The 15,043-nt window shown below is 73.8% G+C and carries 13 protein-coding genes; 7 read left to right on the top strand and 6 right to left on the bottom strand.

The genetic code is table 11. The features are described from left to right. Positions 1-44 precede the first annotated feature (44 nt). Positions 45-1,016 (top strand): response regulator transcription factor, encoded by a 972-nt coding sequence (locus tag ACIHFD_RS08880; protein WP_397366218.1) that lies wholly within the window; start codon positions 45-47, stop codon positions 1,014-1,016. Here ACIHFD_RS08880 and ACIHFD_RS08885 read toward each other — a convergent pair whose 3' ends face one another. After that, on the bottom strand, positions 1,017-1,409 hold the full coding sequence (locus ACIHFD_RS08885; RefSeq protein ID WP_397366219.1) for an ATP-binding protein: 393 nt from the start codon (positions 1,407-1,409) through the stop codon (positions 1,017-1,019). It lies immediately after the preceding gene. Between the two features lie 226 nt (positions 1,410-1,635). Between ACIHFD_RS08885 and ACIHFD_RS08890 the strand changes: the two genes are divergently transcribed. The 3 genes from ACIHFD_RS08890 (at position 1,636) to ACIHFD_RS08900 (ending at position 3,731) form a co-directional block, all read left to right on the top strand. Beyond that, positions 1,636-2,103: an adenylyltransferase/cytidyltransferase family protein gene (locus ACIHFD_RS08890; protein WP_350726598.1), complete on the top strand. Its 468-nt coding sequence runs from the start codon at positions 1,636-1,638 to the stop codon at positions 2,101-2,103. A gap of 236 nt (positions 2,104-2,339) precedes the next feature. Beyond that, positions 2,340-2,927, top strand: coding sequence for a hypothetical protein (locus ACIHFD_RS08895; RefSeq protein ID WP_397366220.1), 588 nt, complete (start codon positions 2,340-2,342; stop codon positions 2,925-2,927). Positions 2,928-2,987: 60 nt separating this feature from the next. Beyond that, on the top strand, positions 2,988-3,731 hold the full coding sequence (locus ACIHFD_RS08900; RefSeq protein WP_350726602.1) for a DUF427 domain-containing protein: 744 nt from the start codon (positions 2,988-2,990) through the stop codon (positions 3,729-3,731). Between the two features lie 10 nt (positions 3,732-3,741). On the opposite strand, the gene ACIHFD_RS08905 is transcribed toward ACIHFD_RS08900, so the two are convergent. Together ACIHFD_RS08905 and ACIHFD_RS08910 are read right to left on the bottom strand one after the other, a co-directional pair. Further along, positions 3,742-4,344: a TIGR03086 family metal-binding protein gene (locus ACIHFD_RS08905; protein WP_397366221.1), complete on the bottom strand. Its 603-nt coding sequence runs from the start codon at positions 4,342-4,344 to the stop codon at positions 3,742-3,744. 55 nt (positions 4,345-4,399) lie between these two features. Beyond that, on the bottom strand, positions 4,400-5,053 hold the full coding sequence (locus ACIHFD_RS08910) for a TetR/AcrR family transcriptional regulator C-terminal domain-containing protein (RefSeq protein WP_364246927.1): 654 nt from the start codon (positions 5,051-5,053) through the stop codon (positions 4,400-4,402). An 87-nt stretch (positions 5,054-5,140) separates the two neighbouring features. On the opposite strand from ACIHFD_RS08910, the gene ACIHFD_RS08915 reads away from it, so the two are divergent. Beyond that, entirely contained in the window at positions 5,141-6,724 is a 1,584-nt protein-coding gene (locus ACIHFD_RS08915; protein ID WP_397366222.1) for an FAD-dependent monooxygenase, read from the top strand. Here ACIHFD_RS08915 and ACIHFD_RS08920 read toward each other — a convergent pair. Genes ACIHFD_RS08920 through ACIHFD_RS08930 form a run of 3 tightly spaced genes read right to left on the bottom strand, consistent with a single transcriptional unit; the run spans position 6,721 to position 10,899 of the window. Then, positions 6,721-7,983 carry a M20/M25/M40 family metallo-hydrolase gene (locus tag ACIHFD_RS08920; protein WP_350726609.1) on the bottom strand — a complete coding sequence of 421 codons (1,263 nt, stop codon included), beginning with the start codon at positions 7,981-7,983 and terminating at the stop codon, positions 6,721-6,723. The two genes, ACIHFD_RS08915 and ACIHFD_RS08920, sit on opposite strands and share 4 nt — an antisense overlap. Next, complete coding sequence (locus ACIHFD_RS08925; protein ID WP_397366223.1) at positions 7,980-9,842, bottom strand: prolyl oligopeptidase family serine peptidase; 1,863 nt, start codon at positions 9,840-9,842, stop codon at positions 7,980-7,982. The genes ACIHFD_RS08920 and ACIHFD_RS08925 overlap by 4 nt, the downstream gene beginning before the upstream one ends. A 4-nt stretch (positions 9,843-9,846) precedes the next feature. Beyond that, entirely contained in the window at positions 9,847-10,899 is a 1,053-nt protein-coding gene (locus ACIHFD_RS08930) for a C39 family peptidase (RefSeq protein WP_397366224.1), read from the bottom strand. Between the two features lie 93 nt (positions 10,900-10,992). On the opposite strand from ACIHFD_RS08930, the gene ACIHFD_RS08935 reads away from it, so the two are divergent. After that, positions 10,993-12,321, top strand: coding sequence for an SWIM zinc finger family protein (locus tag ACIHFD_RS08935; protein WP_397366226.1), 1,329 nt, complete (start codon positions 10,993-10,995; stop codon positions 12,319-12,321). After that, a complete protein-coding gene (locus ACIHFD_RS08940) occupies positions 12,318-15,038 on the top strand; it encodes a DUF6493 family protein (protein WP_397366228.1) in 2,721 nt (906 codons plus the stop codon). Before ACIHFD_RS08935 ends, ACIHFD_RS08940 begins: the two co-directional genes overlap by 4 nt. Positions 15,039-15,043: the final 5 nt, after the last annotated feature.

A 15,043-nucleotide genomic window follows, 5' to 3' on the forward strand; every position in this document is an offset into this window, starting at 1 on the left:
GTTTCAAGAAGACCTCAAGGTTTGGCAAATGATATAAAGGCTCGGTGGCCGAGATCACCCTTGACGTCCGCCAGCTCCAGGCGTTCGCCGAGGTCGGCTACCAGGTCGCGGCCAGCGGCGGCGCCCACGCGGCGATGGCGGCGCTGCGCCGGGTGGTCCCGGTGGACGCCTACGAGTTCGTCGCGTTCGATCCGGCCACGGGGCGGCACCACAGCGTCGTGTCCGACGGCCACCACCGCATCGACCACGACGCGGCCGAGGAATACGCGGGGCTGGAGGCGTGCCGCAGGGCCATCGCCACCCGCGCGCCGGTGATCATGCCGGAGCCGGGCACCGCACGCTACTTCCGGCGTCACCTCGCCCCCTACGGCTGGCGGGCGGGGCTGACGGCGCCGCTGTTCCTGAGCGAGGGCCGCTACACGGGGCTGCTCCACCTGGCCACCAAGGACTCCTTCCCCCGGCTCACGGGCGCGCTGGTCGTCGCGATCAGCCCGATGCTCGCCCACGTCACCGACCTGACCAGGTGCGTCATCGACCCGGTCGGGCTGCCGCCGGACTTCCGGGCGGTGGCCTTCGACCGGGTGGGGACGCGGCGCCAGGTGCCGGGCCACGAGGCGTCGGCCGTGCTGCGGGAGGATCCGGCGATGGCGGCGTTCGCCCGGGCGTTCATCGACTCGCGGGAGCTGAGCAGGCACGGGCTCTGGCTCGACCGCAAGGGGCGATGGCACGAGCTGCGGCTGCTCAGGGCCGGGGTCGGGTTCCAGGGGGCGCTCCAGGGCGCGGTGGTGGCCGAGCGGCCGTGTCCGCTGCCGTACGACCTGACGGGGCGCGAGGTGGACGTGCTCACCCGGGTGGCGGCCGGCGACTCCAACCCGCAGATCGCCGCCGCGCTGGTGCTCAGCGTCCGCACGGTGACGACCCATCTGGAGCACATCTTCGCCAAGCTCGGCTGCGACAGCCGTACCCGCCTGACCACCAAGGCCCTCGCCGAGGGCCTGTGCCGCCTGGACGTCTAGTCAGACGGCCATCCCGGCCGAGAGGTGGGACCACAGGAGCTCGAACCAGACCGTCGTCGTGCCGTCCTCGCGGGTGAAGCCCCAGCGGTGGCTGAGCGCCTCGATCAGCGGCAGGCCGCGCCCGCTGGTGGACTGCGCGCTCGTACGGCACACGCACGGCGGCCCGTCGGACCCGGCGTCCGACACGAGCACCCGCACCGCCGTCTCCGAGCTGCTCACGGTCACCGTGAACGAACCGCCCGCCCCGGACCTGGTGTGCAGGATCGCGTTCGTGGCCAGTTCGCTGGTGAGCAGTGCGGCGTCGTCGTACAGGGGATGGTCGCGGCCGAGCGCGGCCGTCACGAGCCCCCGGGCCCTGGCCACCTGCGACGGCACGCCCGGGAGCCGGGCCACGAGATCACGGGAGTCTCCTCCGTCGACGCTGTGAAAGTCCGGCGGTGCCACGGCGACCTCCCCCAAATCCGGTGACGTTATGAGACGCGCTGACAGGGGGCCGGAGATTATCGCGAAAAGGTAGGAATGACCTTGCCCGAGGTCGGCTGCACGACCGCGGACGCCGACCGAGTACGCTGCGATCGACGAGTCGTCTAGGCCTATAGGGGAGAGCGTGGGAGGTCGCGTGAGCAGCCTGGAGGCCGTCTGGGTGCAACCGTACGACCGGGTGGGGGCGGCGGTCGTGACCGGCGTCTTCGACATCCTGCACGTCGGCCACGTGCGCTACCTGGGCGCGGTGGCCGACCGCGGCCTGCCGCTGGTCGTCGGCGTGGAGGACGATCCCCGGGTGCGGGCCTGGAAGGGGCCGAGCCGCCCGCTCAACCCGGCGGAGGAGCGGGCCGAGGTGCTGGCCGCGCTCCGCTTCGTGACCGGCGTCTTCATCGTGACGGGGCCGCCCGAGGCGCACGGGCCGGAGGACTACATCGACCTCCTGGCCCCGATGCGGCCGGGGGCGCTCGCGCACACGGCCGGCGACCCGCACGCGGGCGCACGCGCGGCGGCGGCGGCGATCCTGGGGACCGAGTGCTGGGAGATGGCCTCCATCCCCGGCCGCTCCACCACCCGGATCGTGAACGCGGCCGGCAAGGGCTGACAACCGGACTCCTTCACGCCCACCGGTCCCACCACCGCTGCCCACGCCACCAAGCGCACCGTCCTTCACGGGCCGCGTCCGGATGCGACCCGCGTGCCGGGACGGTGCCGCGCCCGTGAGAGAGCCGCGCCTGAGGGGCGACGGATCCGTCACGCCACCGGCCCCTCGAAGGGGCCGCGGGTGGGGTGGAAGGGGTGGGTGGGGTGGGCGGGCATGATCGCGTACTCTTTCGTGACATGACAGCCGACCTCGTGGCGAAGCGCGTGACGAACCTGCTGGCACCCCAGGTGCTGGTGATCGCCATGCCGCCCGTCGTCGGCCTGCTGGCCCAGGGATGGGGCGGCGCGGCATGGGGTCTGGTGGCCTCGGCGATCTGCGGCGGCGTGCCGGCGGCGGTGATCGCGGCCGGCGTGCGCACAGGCCGCCTCGACTCCCACCACATCGTGGACCGCGCCCGCCGTACCGGCCCCCTGGTCGCCGCCGTGGCGGCCGTGCTGGTCGCGCTGGCGCTGCTGGTGGTGATGGGCGCCCCGACCCTGCTCGTCGCCACCGTGACCGCGATGCTGGTCGCGCTGGCCGTCACCGTGCCGGTGACGCTGCGCTGGAAGATCTCCTTCCACGCCGCCGTCTCGGCGGGCACGGTCGTCGTGTTCGCGCACGTCCTGCCCGCCTGGCCGGCCGCGATCGCCGGAGCCGCCGTGGTCGCGCTGGTGTGCTGGGCACGCGTACGCCTCACGCACCACACCTGGCCCCAGGTCATCGTCGGAGCGGTGGTCGGCATGGCCGCGACGTGGGCGACGCTGGCCGCGTTCGGACTGAGCTGAGCCCCGGCCGCCCGCACGCGGGACCGGAATAGCGGTGCCGCGTCCGGGGTTGGCGGTGACATGGATGTCACGAACCGCGGCCGGGTACGCGTCGAGCCCACGGCCAAGCGTGTGAGGACCTATCTCGGCGGCCGGGTGGTGGCCGACTCAACCTCCGCCCTCCTGGTGTGGGAGGTCCCGTACTACCCCACCTACTATTTCCCGGCGGCAGACGTGGACGAGTCCGCGCTCAAGGCCACCGGCGCGACCAAGCACTCCCCGAGCAGGGGAGACGGCCTGGTCCACACCGTCACCTCGGGCACGGCGGAGGCGGCCGACGCCGCGCTCGTCTATCCCGACTCGCCGCTGGAGCAGATCCGCGGCCACGTCCGCTTCGAGTGGGACGCCATGGACGCCTGGTTCGAGGAGGACGAGGAGGTCTACTTCCACCCGCGCGACCCGTACACGCGGGTGGACATCCTGGCGAGCTCGCGCCACGTGCGGGTCGAGGTGGACGGCGTGACCGTGGCCGACTCCCGCAGCCCGCGCATCCTCTTCGAGACGGGCCTGCCCGCCCGCTACTACCTGCCGAAGACGGACGTACGGCTCGACCTGCTGGAACACACCGACACCGCCACCCACTGCCCCTACAAGGGCACGGCGGAATACTGGACGGTCAACGGCCAGAAGGACCTGGCCTGGTCGTACCGCACGCCGCTGCCGGAGAGCGCGAAGGTCGCCGGGCTGATCGCGTTCTACAACGAGAAACTCGACATCTACGTGGACGGCGAGCTCCAGGAGCGCCCGAAGTCGAAGTTCTCCTGATCCGCCGCGGTCAGGAGGAGGGGGTCCAGCGCGGGTCGCGGCCGAGGTAGCGCAGGAGCGCCGCCACGTCGTCGTCGCCCGGCTCCGCCTCCAGCGCCGGGGCGTACGCGCCCCAGGCGCGCAGCGGCTCGACGATCTCCATGGCCACCTTCAGCAGGGGCCTGGCCAGCTCCGGCGTGAGCGGCGAGGCCTGGCCGGTCGCGACCGCGATGTCCCAGGCGTGCACGGCGGCGTCCAGCGCGCACGCCGTCGAGCCGGACCACGGCGACATCTTGTGCGGTGGCACCGGCGTCGGCACCTCCACGGCGCTCCGGTCGACGCCCGCCCATGCCCGGGCCGAGCGGACCAGCGCGTCCTCGGTGAAGGCCGTCGGGTCCGTCTCCGGCGCGCCCGACGGCTCGAACGGGTTGAACGTGGGGCCGGGCTCGCCGGTCAGTGCGGCGGCGAAGCCGATCTGGTCGCCGACCGCGTGCTGGAGGACCTGGGTGACGTTCCAGGCCGCGCAGGGCGTCGGCAGCTGCCAGGCCCCGGCAGGCACGGCGCCGACGACCCGGCGCAGCGCCTCGTGCGAGCCGTCGAGGATGTCCCAGCCGCTGACAGTGGTGTCGCTCATTGGTGAGCCCCTTTCGTGGTGCTTTCAGCATAGCAGAACGGAATGCTTTGTTCCACTATTTGGGGGCCTCGGCCGCCAGGCCGTGGATCAGCATGTTCAGGGCCTGCTCGAAGTCCGCCAGGGGGTCCACGCCCTCCCGGGTGCTCCGCAGCAGCCTGCTGAAATGCGGCAGCCGTGCCGGATCCATCTCGCGTACGTACGCGCTGACCCCCTGCTCGCCCGCGTGCACGCCGGGATCGCCGGTGAACCCGCCCGTCGACAGTACCAGCGAGCCGAACACCAGACTGTTCACGGCGGTCAGCGCCCGCCACGCGCCCAGGTCGTCGAACCCCGCCTGGAACAGCGCCCCCACCAGCGCGTCGAGCGGCTCCAGCGCCCGTACGGAGGTCGGGTTGGACTGGTCGGTGACCAGCGCGAGCGGCACCGCCGGATGGCGGCTGAACACCCGGTACATGCTCAGCGCCACCTCGCGCACCTGCTCCTGCCACGGCAGCGCCGGGTCCGGCCGCTCGACCTGCTCGAACACCCGCTCGGCCACGCCGTCGAGGATGTCGGCCTTGTTCGAGACATGGTTGTAGAGGGACATCGCCTCGACGCCGAGCGCCTTGGCCAGCCGCCGCATGGTCAGGCCCTCCAGGCCCTCCTTGTCGGCCAGTTCCAGGGCCGCGTCCAAGACCCTCTCTCTGTTCAGCGGCTCCCGTCGTGCCATTCGGTGCTCCTTTCCCGGATTGACAAAGCTTACGGTGTATGTGTTCTACTTACTACGTAAGCTTACTGCGTAAGTGGAGGAGCGGAGATGACCGACGTGATCATCGTCGGCGGCGGGCCGGTCGGGCTGCTGCTGGCGTGCGAGCTCAAGCTGGGCGGGGCCGACCCGCTGGTCCTGGAGGCGGCCACGGGCGAGGAGCGCCGGACGCGCAGCCTCGGCCTGCGCTCGCTCAACGCGCGCACCGTGCAGTCGCTGGCCCTGCGCGACCTGGTCGAGCCGGTGGCGGGGGAGCAGTGGGCGATGCTCGACGAGCTGGCCGCGCGCCGCGAGCCCGCCGGGGCCGACCTGGTCGCCATGATGGTGGAGCTGCTCCAGGAGGGCCTGATCAGGGGGCACTTCGGCGGGCTGCCGCTGCTGAGCGAGGCCGGAGACGCCGAATACCTCATGCTCAAGCAGGACCGGCTGGAGGCCGTCCTGGCCGAGCGGGCCGCCGGCATGGGGGTGCGGATCTGGCAGGGGTGCGCGGTGAGCGACGTCGCGCAGGACGAGTCCGCCGCCGTCGCCACGCTCGCCGACGGGCGGTCGGTACGGGCCGCGTACCTCGTGGGGTGCGACGGCGGGCGGAGCCTGGTGCGCAAGCGGTCGGGGTTCGCGTTCGAGGGGACGCCGGCGACCATGACGGGGCGGACCGCCGTGGCCGAACTCGCCTCCGCCGAGGCCGTGACGTCGTCCCTGCGCCACCCCGGCGGGCTGGTGAACCTGTCGCTGGTGCCGGGGGAGATCGCCACCGTCGAGTTCGACGGCGGGCCCGGCGACCGGGACGCGCCGATGACGGCCGAGGAGCTGGAGGACAGCCTGCGGCGGGTGACGGGGCACGACGTGGTGGTCAAGCGGCTGGAGACCGGCATCCGCTACAGCGACAACACCCGGCACGCGGGGACGTACCGCCAGGGGCGGGTGCTGCTGGCGGGGGACGCGGCGCACGTGCACTCGCCGATCGGCGGCCAGGGGCTCAACCTGGGGCTGCAGGACGCGGTCAACCTCGGGTGGAAGCTGGCCCTGGTGGCCCGGGGGCTCGCGCCCGAGGCGCTGCTGGACACCTACACCGCCGAACGGCACCCGGTGGCGGCCAGGGTGCTGCGCAACACCCGGGCCCAGGTGGCGCTGATGCGGCCGGGGCCGCAGGTGGAGGCGTTGCGGGAGGTGCTGGCGGAGGTGATCGAGCTGCCGGACGCCAAGCGGCACTTCACGGGGATGGCCGACGGGACGGAGGCGGACTACGCGCCCGGCTCGGCGCACCCCCTCGTCGGGCGGTTCGCACCGCGCCTGGAGGCAGTCCCCTTCGCACGCCTGGAGGCGGTCCCCGAGCCGGCTCCCGCGAAGGCTCGGAAGGTCGCCGAGCTGCTGCGGGACGGGCGCGGCCTCGTGCTGGTCCTCTCGGACGCGACCGGCGAGGGCGGGGACGGAGAGGGGGCGCCCGGCGACGGCGGGCTCGACGCCGCCGTGGCGGGCCACCGCGACCGCGTGCGGGTGGCGCACGCCTCGACCATGCCCGGCGACGGGGACGCCGAGGTGCTGCTGGTGCGGCCCGACGGCTATGTCGCGTGGGCGGGCGGGCGCGACGGGGTCGCCACCGCGCTCACCACGTGGTTCGGCCCGCCCAGGGGCTAGGCGAGGAGACGGGTGAGGACCCGGGTGCCGAATTCGAGCCCCTCCACCGGCACCCGCTCGTCCTTGCCGTGGAACATCCCGAAGTAGTCCAGGTCCGGCCGGAGCATGAGGGGCGCGAAGCCGTACCCCTTGATGCCGATCCGGGCGAAGGACTTGGCGTCCGTGCCGCCGGCCATCACGTACGGCACCGGCCGGGCGAGCGGGTCCTCGGCCACCAGCGCGCCCGCCAGCGTGTCGAAGAACGCCGACGGGTACGGCGCGTCGGGCGCGTCCTCCAGGTTGACGAACTCCCGGGTGATCTTCGGCCCGAGCAGCGCGTCGATCGTCTCCAGGAACTCCTCCTGCGACCCCGGCAGGTAACGCCCGTCCACGTGCGCCTCCGCCGTGGAGGGCACCACGTTCACCTTGTAGCCGGCGTCGAGCATCGTCGGGTTCGCCGAGTTGCGGATCTGGCTCTTGAACAGGCCGCCCAGCGGCCCGAGCCGGGCGGCCTCCTCGTCGAGGCGGTCGAGGTCGATCGGCCGGCCGGTGATCTCCGACAGGTTCTCGATGAGAGCGGCCACCGACGGCGTCAGGCGTACGGGCCACTGGTGGGAGGCCACCCGCGACAGGGCGTGCACCAGCGTGGCGACCGGGTTGTCCACCGGCGGGCGCGAGCCGTGCCCGGCCACGCCGTGCGCGGTGAGCTTCATCCAGGCGGTGCCGCGCTCGCCGACGGCGATCGGGTACACCCGGTGCTCGCCGGAGGCCACGCTGAAGCCGCCGGACTCGCTGATCGCCTCCGTGACGCCGTCGAACAGCTCCCGGTGCTCGGTGACGGCGTGCCGCGAGCCGTAGTCGCCGGTCGCCTCCTCGTCCGCCAGGAACGCCAGCACCAGGTCACGCTTCGGGCGCACGCCACGGGCCGCCAGGTCGAGCACGGTCGCGAGGGTCATCGAGCACGACCCCTTCATGTCGACCGCGCCGCGCCCGTACACGCAGCCGTCCACGATCTCCCCCGAGAACGGGTCCATCTGCCACTCGGCCGGGTCGGCGGGCACCACGTCCAGGTGGCCGTGGATCAGCAACGCGTCGGGGGAGTCGCCGTCGATCCTGGCCACGACGGTGGTCCGCTTCGGAGCCGACTCGAATACCACCGGCTCGATCCCCGCGTCGGCCAGCAGCGTGGCGACGTATTCGGCCGCCGGCCGCTCACCGGAGCCCGGGTTGGTGGTGTCGAACCTGATCAGATCCGAGCAGATCTCGGCGACGCTCTTCACGCTCTCCCTTTCAGTGTCAGCGGCGGTACCTCGGGTGTCTCCATGCCGAAGATCAGCCCGTAGAAGGCCAGCTCGGCCTCCAGCACCGAGACGATAGTCTCCTCCCTGCGCCAGCCGTGCTGCTCGCCGGGGTAGGTGAGCAAGGCCCACTCTTTGCCATGTTTGTCCAGTTCGGCGGTGAATCGCTCGGCCTGGCTCACGTCCACGATCGCGTCCTCCAGGCCGTGCAGCATGAGGCACGGGCCCGAGGCGCGGTAGGCGTTCAGGAGCGGCGAGCGCTCGGTGTAGCGGTCGCGGGTCTCGGGCAGCGGGCCCACCAGGCCGTCCAGGTAGCGGGACTCGAAGTCGTGCGTCTCGGCCGCCCAGCTCTCCGGGTCGGTGATCGCGTAGTGCGCGACCCCGCCCGCGAACACGTCGCTGTGCACGAGCGCCGCCACCGTCGTCCAGCCTCCGGCGCTGCCGCCGCGGATGGCGATCTTCGCGGCGTCGGCCCGGCCCATCTCGACCAGGCCGCGCGCCACCCTGGCGCAGTCCTGCACGTCCACCACGCCCCACTCGTGGCGCAGCCGCTCGCGGTAGGCGCGGCCGTACCCGGTCGATCCGCCGTAGTTGACCACGGCCACGCCGAGCCCTCTGCTGGTGAAATACGCGATCTCCAGGTCGAGCACGACCGGGAGGTTGCCGGTCGGGCCGCCGTGCACGAAGATCACGTACGGGTTCGGGCCGCTCCGGCCGCCGGTCGGCGGGTAGAGGTGCGCGTGCACGCCCTCGATGGTCACGGCCTCGGGCGTGGGCAGCAGGTCGCGGTCCGGCAGCGGCTTGCGCGGCGACACGACCTCGTGGGTGCCGTCCGCGAGGTCGACGAGGGTGACCTCCAGCGGCGTGTACGGGGTCGCGCCCACGGCCGCCACCTTGCCGCCCGCGACCGACACGGTCGAGGACCAGTAGGTGGCCGTGCCGCCGATGTCCCTGATGTCGCCGGTCTTCGGGTTCAGCACGCCCAGGCGGCGCAGGTCCGGGGTGCCGTACACGACCGCGAGCTCGCCCGTGTCCGCGATGTCCAGGTACGTCATGCCCGGCTTCCACGCGGCGGCGCCGAACTCCTGCTCGACCGGGGTGAGGTTCGTGGCGGGGGAGCCGTCGAGGGGGACGAGGTGGACGTTCCACCAGCCGGTGGGGTCGGTCACGGCGTACAGGCTGCCGTCGTCGCGCCACTCGGCCTGGGCCACCGACTCCTCGGGGCCGCCGGCGACCACCCGGTACGCGCCCGCCGTGCCGTCCTCGCCCAGCGGGGCCACGCACAGCTCGGTGCCGTCCCAGGGCATGTTCGGGTGGTCCCAGCCGATCCAGGCGACGTGGCGGCCGTCGGGGGACAGGCGGGGGTTCATCAGGAAGTGCTGGGCTTTCACGATCACCGTGACCGGGCCGCCGTCCAGGGGCACCGCCACCAGGTCCCGCACGCCGTCCGTCTCCCGGACCGCCCACACCTCGTCCCGGCCGGGCGGGAGGTAGAGGTCCGCGTAGCGGTACGGGCCCTCCGGGGTGATCGCCGTCGGCTCAGCCCTCTCGGCGCAGCGGTAAAGGCGCTGGTCGGCCCAGTTCGTGAAGACCAGGCCGCCGCCCGGGAGCGGACGCCAGGAGCGCCCGCCGTACTCGATCACCCGGTTGCGCGCGTTCCAGCCCGGCGGCAGGGCGTCCACGCGGCTGCCGTCAGGGAGGCGGCGCACCACGCAGCGGCGCCCGCCCTCGGCCGGGCGTGGCTCGTCCCACCAGACCTCGACGCCGGAGGGCGTGGCCACCGCCTCCACCCACTGCGGGCCGCCGTCGGTACGGGCCACGTCGATCGGTCGAATGCTCATCAAGTCACCAATTGCCATTCGTACATGGAGGAAGTGGATGGTCAGGCGGGTGAAGGAGGTACGCGATGCCCCCGCTGCCCGAGCTCCTGAGCCATACGTTCTCGAACGCTGCCCGCGGATAGACCCTTCGAACCGAGGCGTCATCGGGAGCCGCGGGATCGTTGACGACGATGTCGCCCTCGACGGTGAAACCGGTGACGACCAGGATGTGCCCGCTGGTGGAGTAGCAGGAACCGGGCAGTTCGGCCGCCTTGAACGACTGCGACGTGATCACCGGGACGCCCGCCCGCACGAACGCCTCCAGCTCCACCGCCGACCGCAGCCGCGTCACGAACCCGGCCAGGCCGTAGCGCCCCGCGTACGCCACGTTGAACGGCCAGTTGCCGGTGCCCTGGTAGCTCTCGTCGTACGTGCCCATGGCCGCGTGATCCACGGACGGGGCCGGATCGCCGCCCCCTACCCAGGCCAGCTCGGCCGGCCCGGGACCGCGGCCCCAATGGCCCAGCACCATGGCCACCGAGGTCGGGCCGCACCAGTTGACACCCCCGCCGTCCCACTGCGGGTGGTGCCCGGCGTGCGCGTGCTGGGAGTACGCGGGCACCGCCAGCTCCACCGCCCCCGCGGCGCCGAAAGGGCTCGGCTCGACCGGGCGGCGCGGCACGGCCGAGGCCATCACGCCCAGCCCGGTCACCCGCGCGTCCCCGCCGTGCGCCGCGACCCGCACCTGGTACGCCACGACCGGCCGCCGGGCCACGAACGTGTCCACCGCCACGTCCCCGTCCTCGTCGCCCTGACCGGGCACCGAGGTGCGGGGGGTGCCGTGCTCCGACCAGCGGCCCATGACGTACCACTTGGTGAGATCGCCCCGCTCGGTCCTGGCCCGGAGCGCCACCTCGATCCACGAGCCCGGCGAGGTGCGCGCGGTCCACGAGGGGATGAGCTGGGTCGCCGCGAACCCGATCCGCTGCTCCGCGCTCGCCCACGAGCCCGCCTGCGGCGAACCCGCGGGTACGGCGAAGCGGGTGAAGGCGACGCGGGCCAGGTCGACGGTGAGCACCAGCCATATTGTGGTTTCGCACCCTGTGTCGCACATCGGATGGTTTACGTACCAGCCCCGTTTGTGTCGGTGGTGATCTCTATGGTTCGGGGCATGACTCAGGCGGTACAGGCATATTCGTACGCGGGCCCCTCCACGCTCACCGACGGCAGGCTCGGTCTCTCGACCTCCGGTGGCACGGCGTTATCGGGGCCGCAGACGCACCCGCGCTTCTTCAGCGGGCTGCTCAGCCACGCGGCTCCGGCCGCGGCCGGGCTGCTCGCGGTGGCGGACGTGGCGCTCGCCCGCTACCACCAGCCCAGGCCGGGCTGGACCCGCGACCCGGTGGTGACGTGTGACGGCGGGCGGCTGCGGTTCGAGTCGTTCTCGGCGTGCGGCGGCGTCTATGCCCGGCTCGACGTGCTGGAGCTCGACGGCGACGTGCTCGACCGGGGCACCACCAACGTCGACGTCAACGGCCCGCTGCGCGAGTCCCTGGCCAGGGTGGGTGGCAGGGATCCGCTCCACCTGGGCGTCGGCCCCGACGAGCTGACGGTCACCACGCTCGACGGCGCGGTCGTGGAGAAGAAGGTGCCGCTGCCGTCGCGGTGGCTGCGCGGGTTCGCGGAGGTGCAGGTGATCGCGTCCGGCTGGGACCTGCGGGCCGAGCTGGCCGGGCCGCACGCCGTGCGCTTCCTGCGCTCCCTGCCGAAGGGCGCCCGCTCCACCGTCTGGGCCGTCCCCTCGGGCCGTGACCTGCGCGTGGCCTCAGGCCCCGCGCGCGGTGGGGTCTGCCTGTCGGGCACCGGGCGGGTGGCCACGCTGCTGCCGCTGCTCAGGTTCGCCAAGGCACTGAGGGTGTACGGGCCCGCCGACGGCTCGTCCACGGCCGGTGCCTGGGAGCTGGAGCTGCCCGGCATGCGTTACACGCTGGCCGTCTCGCCCGAGCCGTGGCGCGGGTTCTCCGGCGAGGGGGCGGTGCTGTCCGACCTGGCCACCGACGAGGCCGCGGACGACGCCGACGTGGTGGGCATGCTGCTCAACTTCGAGCCCACGGTCGAGCTGGGGCTGCTCGCCGACCGTTCCGGGCTTCCGATCGAACGCGTACGCGCCGCGCTCACCCAGCTCGGCACGGCCGGGCGCGTCGGCTACGACCTGCACGAGGCGGCCCACTTCCACCGCGAGCTGCCCTACGACAGGGACCAGGTGGCGGAGCTCAACCCCCGGCTGACGGCCGCCCGCGCGCTGGTGGACTCCGGCGCCGTACGGGTGCTCAGGGAGACGGCCGAGGTGACGACCGACGGCGGGGTGCGGCGGGTGCGGATCGCCGACGGCGAGTGCACGTGCCCGTGGTGGTTCGACCACCGGGGTTCGCGGGGGCCGTGCAAGCACGTGCTGGCGGCCAGGATCGCCGCCCGCGTCGCCGTAGAGGTCGCTCCGTGACCGCATGGGAGACGGTGGTGGCGGCCATCGACACCGGGGACCCGCAGTGGGTCGCCGAACGCGTCCTCGCCCTGGGCGAGCGCGAACGCCGCGAGGTGGCCGCCCTGCTTCCCGCCCACGTCGCCGTGGCCGAGGAGCGGGCCCATGGCCGGGAGCTGGAGCGCATCGCCAGGCGGGAGCGCGAGAGCGAGGCCGCCTGGCGCGAGCACGTGCGCCGGGCCGAGCGCGTCGGCCGCACCGTCCACGAGTACGAGCGCTGGGAGTGGAACACCCCCTGGAACCCGCCCTGGCCGCTCGAGCGCGAGGAGAACTGGGCCGACTCCCTGCGGGTCGCGGGCGCGGCCACCATCGGCGGCGCGGCGGCCGTCGTGGCCTGGCTCAACCGCCGCGAGTTCCAGGACCGCGGGGAGGCGAGCGGCGCCACCGCCGCGATCCTCGAACGCGTCCTGTCCGCCCGCCCGGCCGCGTGGCAGGAGGACTTCGCCACCCGCGCCGCGCTGCGGCTGCGCCCGGCGCCCCGCCGGCGCCGCCGCTCGGACGAGATGGATGCGCTCGCCCTGGCCATGCTGTGCCGCACCGGCGTGGTCCCGCCCGAGCACGACCCCCTCGTGGTGGCCTGGGTACGCCGGCCGCCCGTCCGCGAGGACCCGCTGCTCGACCACCTCCTTCCCCGGCTCTTCGAGGCGGAGGGCGTGGGCGCGGTGCTGCGGGGCGAGCGCGCGGAGCCGCTGACGCGCGGCACCTGGCTGGCCGCGCTCAAGAGGCTGGCCGGGCAGGGCCGCCGCGACCTGCTGCTCGACGGGTGCGTACGGCGGTTCCTGCGCGGCGGTGAGGCCGCCGACCTGCGCTTCTTCGTCCGCCTGCACGAGCTGCTCCAGCCGACCCCCGACGAGGTGAGCAAGCACGCCGCCGACTACCTGCGCCTGCTGCCCGCCGCGCCAGGGCCCGTCGCGGAGGTCGCGCTGCGCCACCTGCGCGGGCTCGACCACCTGGACCGCGCGGACGCGTCGGAGGCGGTGCGGGCGCTGCTGTTCAGGGCGGAGCGCAAGCTGGTGACGGCCGGGCTGACCTGGCTCGACGCCGTCGCCCGCGCCTGGCCGGGCGACCTCGACGAGCTGGCGCCCGCGCTGGGGTCGGCGTTCGCCTGCGAGTCCGCCGACGTGCAGGGGCGGGCGGTGCGGATCGCGGTCAAGCACGCCAAACGGTTCACGCCGGTGGGGGCGCAGGCCCTGCGTGACTCCTTCGGGCTGCTGCCGCACCAGCTCGGGGAGACCCTCGTGGCGGTGTTCGGCGGGGAGGCCGCCGAGGAGCCGCCGGAGCCCTTCACACCCGCCCCGCTGCCCGCGCCGCGCTTCGCCGAGGCGTTCCCCGGGCCGGTGACCGCGCCCGTGGAGCTGGGACCGTGCGGGGGCGGATGGGAGTCCGCCGAGCTGTGGCTGGCGGGCGTCGTGCGGCTGCTCCACGACGACCGGGACGGGCTCGTGGCGAGGCTGTCGGAGTGGCGGCTGGGCGCCCGCTCGCACGAACGGCCGTGGCTGGACGTCTGGCAATGGTGCGAGGAGATCGCCCGGCTGATCCTGACGGGCGGCTCCGCGGCCGACGGGCTGCCCCGGGGCGGCCCCCAGGGTGGCGCGGTGTCGGCGCCGCACCTGTTCCTGTTGCGGCGGTGGGCCGAGGTCCACTCGGCGCTCCAGGACGGCGTCCTTCCTCCGTACCTGCTGGCCGAGCCCACCGAGGGCACCGGGCACGTGGACGCCGGGGAGCTCGTGGCGCGGCTGGCGGGCTACGAGCGACGCGGTGCCGAGGCCCTGCCGGCGGACCTGCAGCAGGCGCTGCTGCGGCTGCCGCGCGAGGTGGCGCCCGAGGTGGTGGCGCGGGCGCGGCTGCTCACCTCGGAGGCGGGGCGGGCGGCGGCCCGGTGGATGGACGGCGGCCGCCCCGAGCCGGTCACGGAGGTCGGCTGGCTCGCCTCCGGGCGGCTGGACCCCGGCGGCGAATACCGCGACGACCGGGATCCGGCCGACACCCGGACCCCCGATCTGGAGCCCAGGATCCGGGTGGCGCCGACGGGGCTGCCGCTGGTCGACGAGCTGTTCACCGGGCCCGGCCGGCTGCGGGCAGGGCAGGGTGGGCTGCTGTCGTGGTGGCCGTACGTGCTGCCGTCCCACCGGGAGGTCGTCGCGCAGCACTTCGTCCCGCACCTGATGTACGGGTGGCCGGTGGAGGGGGCGAGGCCGCCCGAGGCGTACGCCCTCGCGCTGGCCGACGGTCCGTGGGGCGAGGGGATGGCGCTCGTGGTGGCGTTCTTCCTGGCCGACCCGTCCTGGTCGAAGCTGCCCGTGGTGCGGGCGCGCCTGGTGGTGGACCTGGCGGCGCGCGGCGACGAGGACGCCGAAGGGATCGGCCGGCAGCTCGGACTGCTGCTGCGCGGGACGTGGTTCAAGCCGGGCCCGGTCCTCGAGACCCTGGAGAGCGCGGCCGAGCAGGGAGCGCAGTGGGAGGTGTGGCGGATCATGACCGGGTTCCTGCCGGTGTTCCTGCCGGAGCCGGAGGAACGGCCGCACACCCGGCACACGCAGATGCTCGCGTTCGCGCTGCGCGCCGCCCGGTGGGCCGGAGCGCGGGGGCCGGTGCCCTGCGTGGCGGAGATCGCCGAGCGGCGGGCGTCGAACAACTTCGTCCGCGAGGCCCGCCGCCTGCACACCTACCTGACGTGACCGCC

The organism is Nonomuraea sp. NPDC051941 (genome assembly GCF_044593615.1).

Excerpts from the sequence above, each read along its gene's own strand:
- ACIHFD_RS08905 (WP_397366221.1), bottom strand. The coding sequence starts at position 4,344 with ATGAGCGACACCACTGTCAGCGGCTGGGACATCCTCGACGGCTCGCAC.
- ACIHFD_RS08900 (WP_350726602.1), top strand. The coding sequence starts at position 2,988 with ATGGATGTCACGAACCGCGGCCGGGTACGCGTCGAGCCCACGGCCAAG.
- ACIHFD_RS08910 (WP_364246927.1), bottom strand. The coding sequence starts at position 5,053 with ATGGCACGACGGGAGCCGCTGAACAGAGAGAGGGTCTTGGACGCGGCC.
- ACIHFD_RS08895 (WP_397366220.1), top strand. The coding sequence starts at position 2,340 with ATGACAGCCGACCTCGTGGCGAAGCGCGTGACGAACCTGCTGGCACCC.
- ACIHFD_RS08935 (WP_397366226.1), top strand. The coding sequence starts at position 10,993 with ATGACTCAGGCGGTACAGGCATATTCGTACGCGGGCCCCTCCACGCTC.
- ACIHFD_RS08915 (WP_397366222.1), top strand. The coding sequence starts at position 5,141 with ATGACCGACGTGATCATCGTCGGCGGCGGGCCGGTCGGGCTGCTGCTG.
- ACIHFD_RS08925 (WP_397366223.1), bottom strand. The coding sequence starts at position 9,842 with ATGAGCATTCGACCGATCGACGTGGCCCGTACCGACGGCGGCCCGCAG.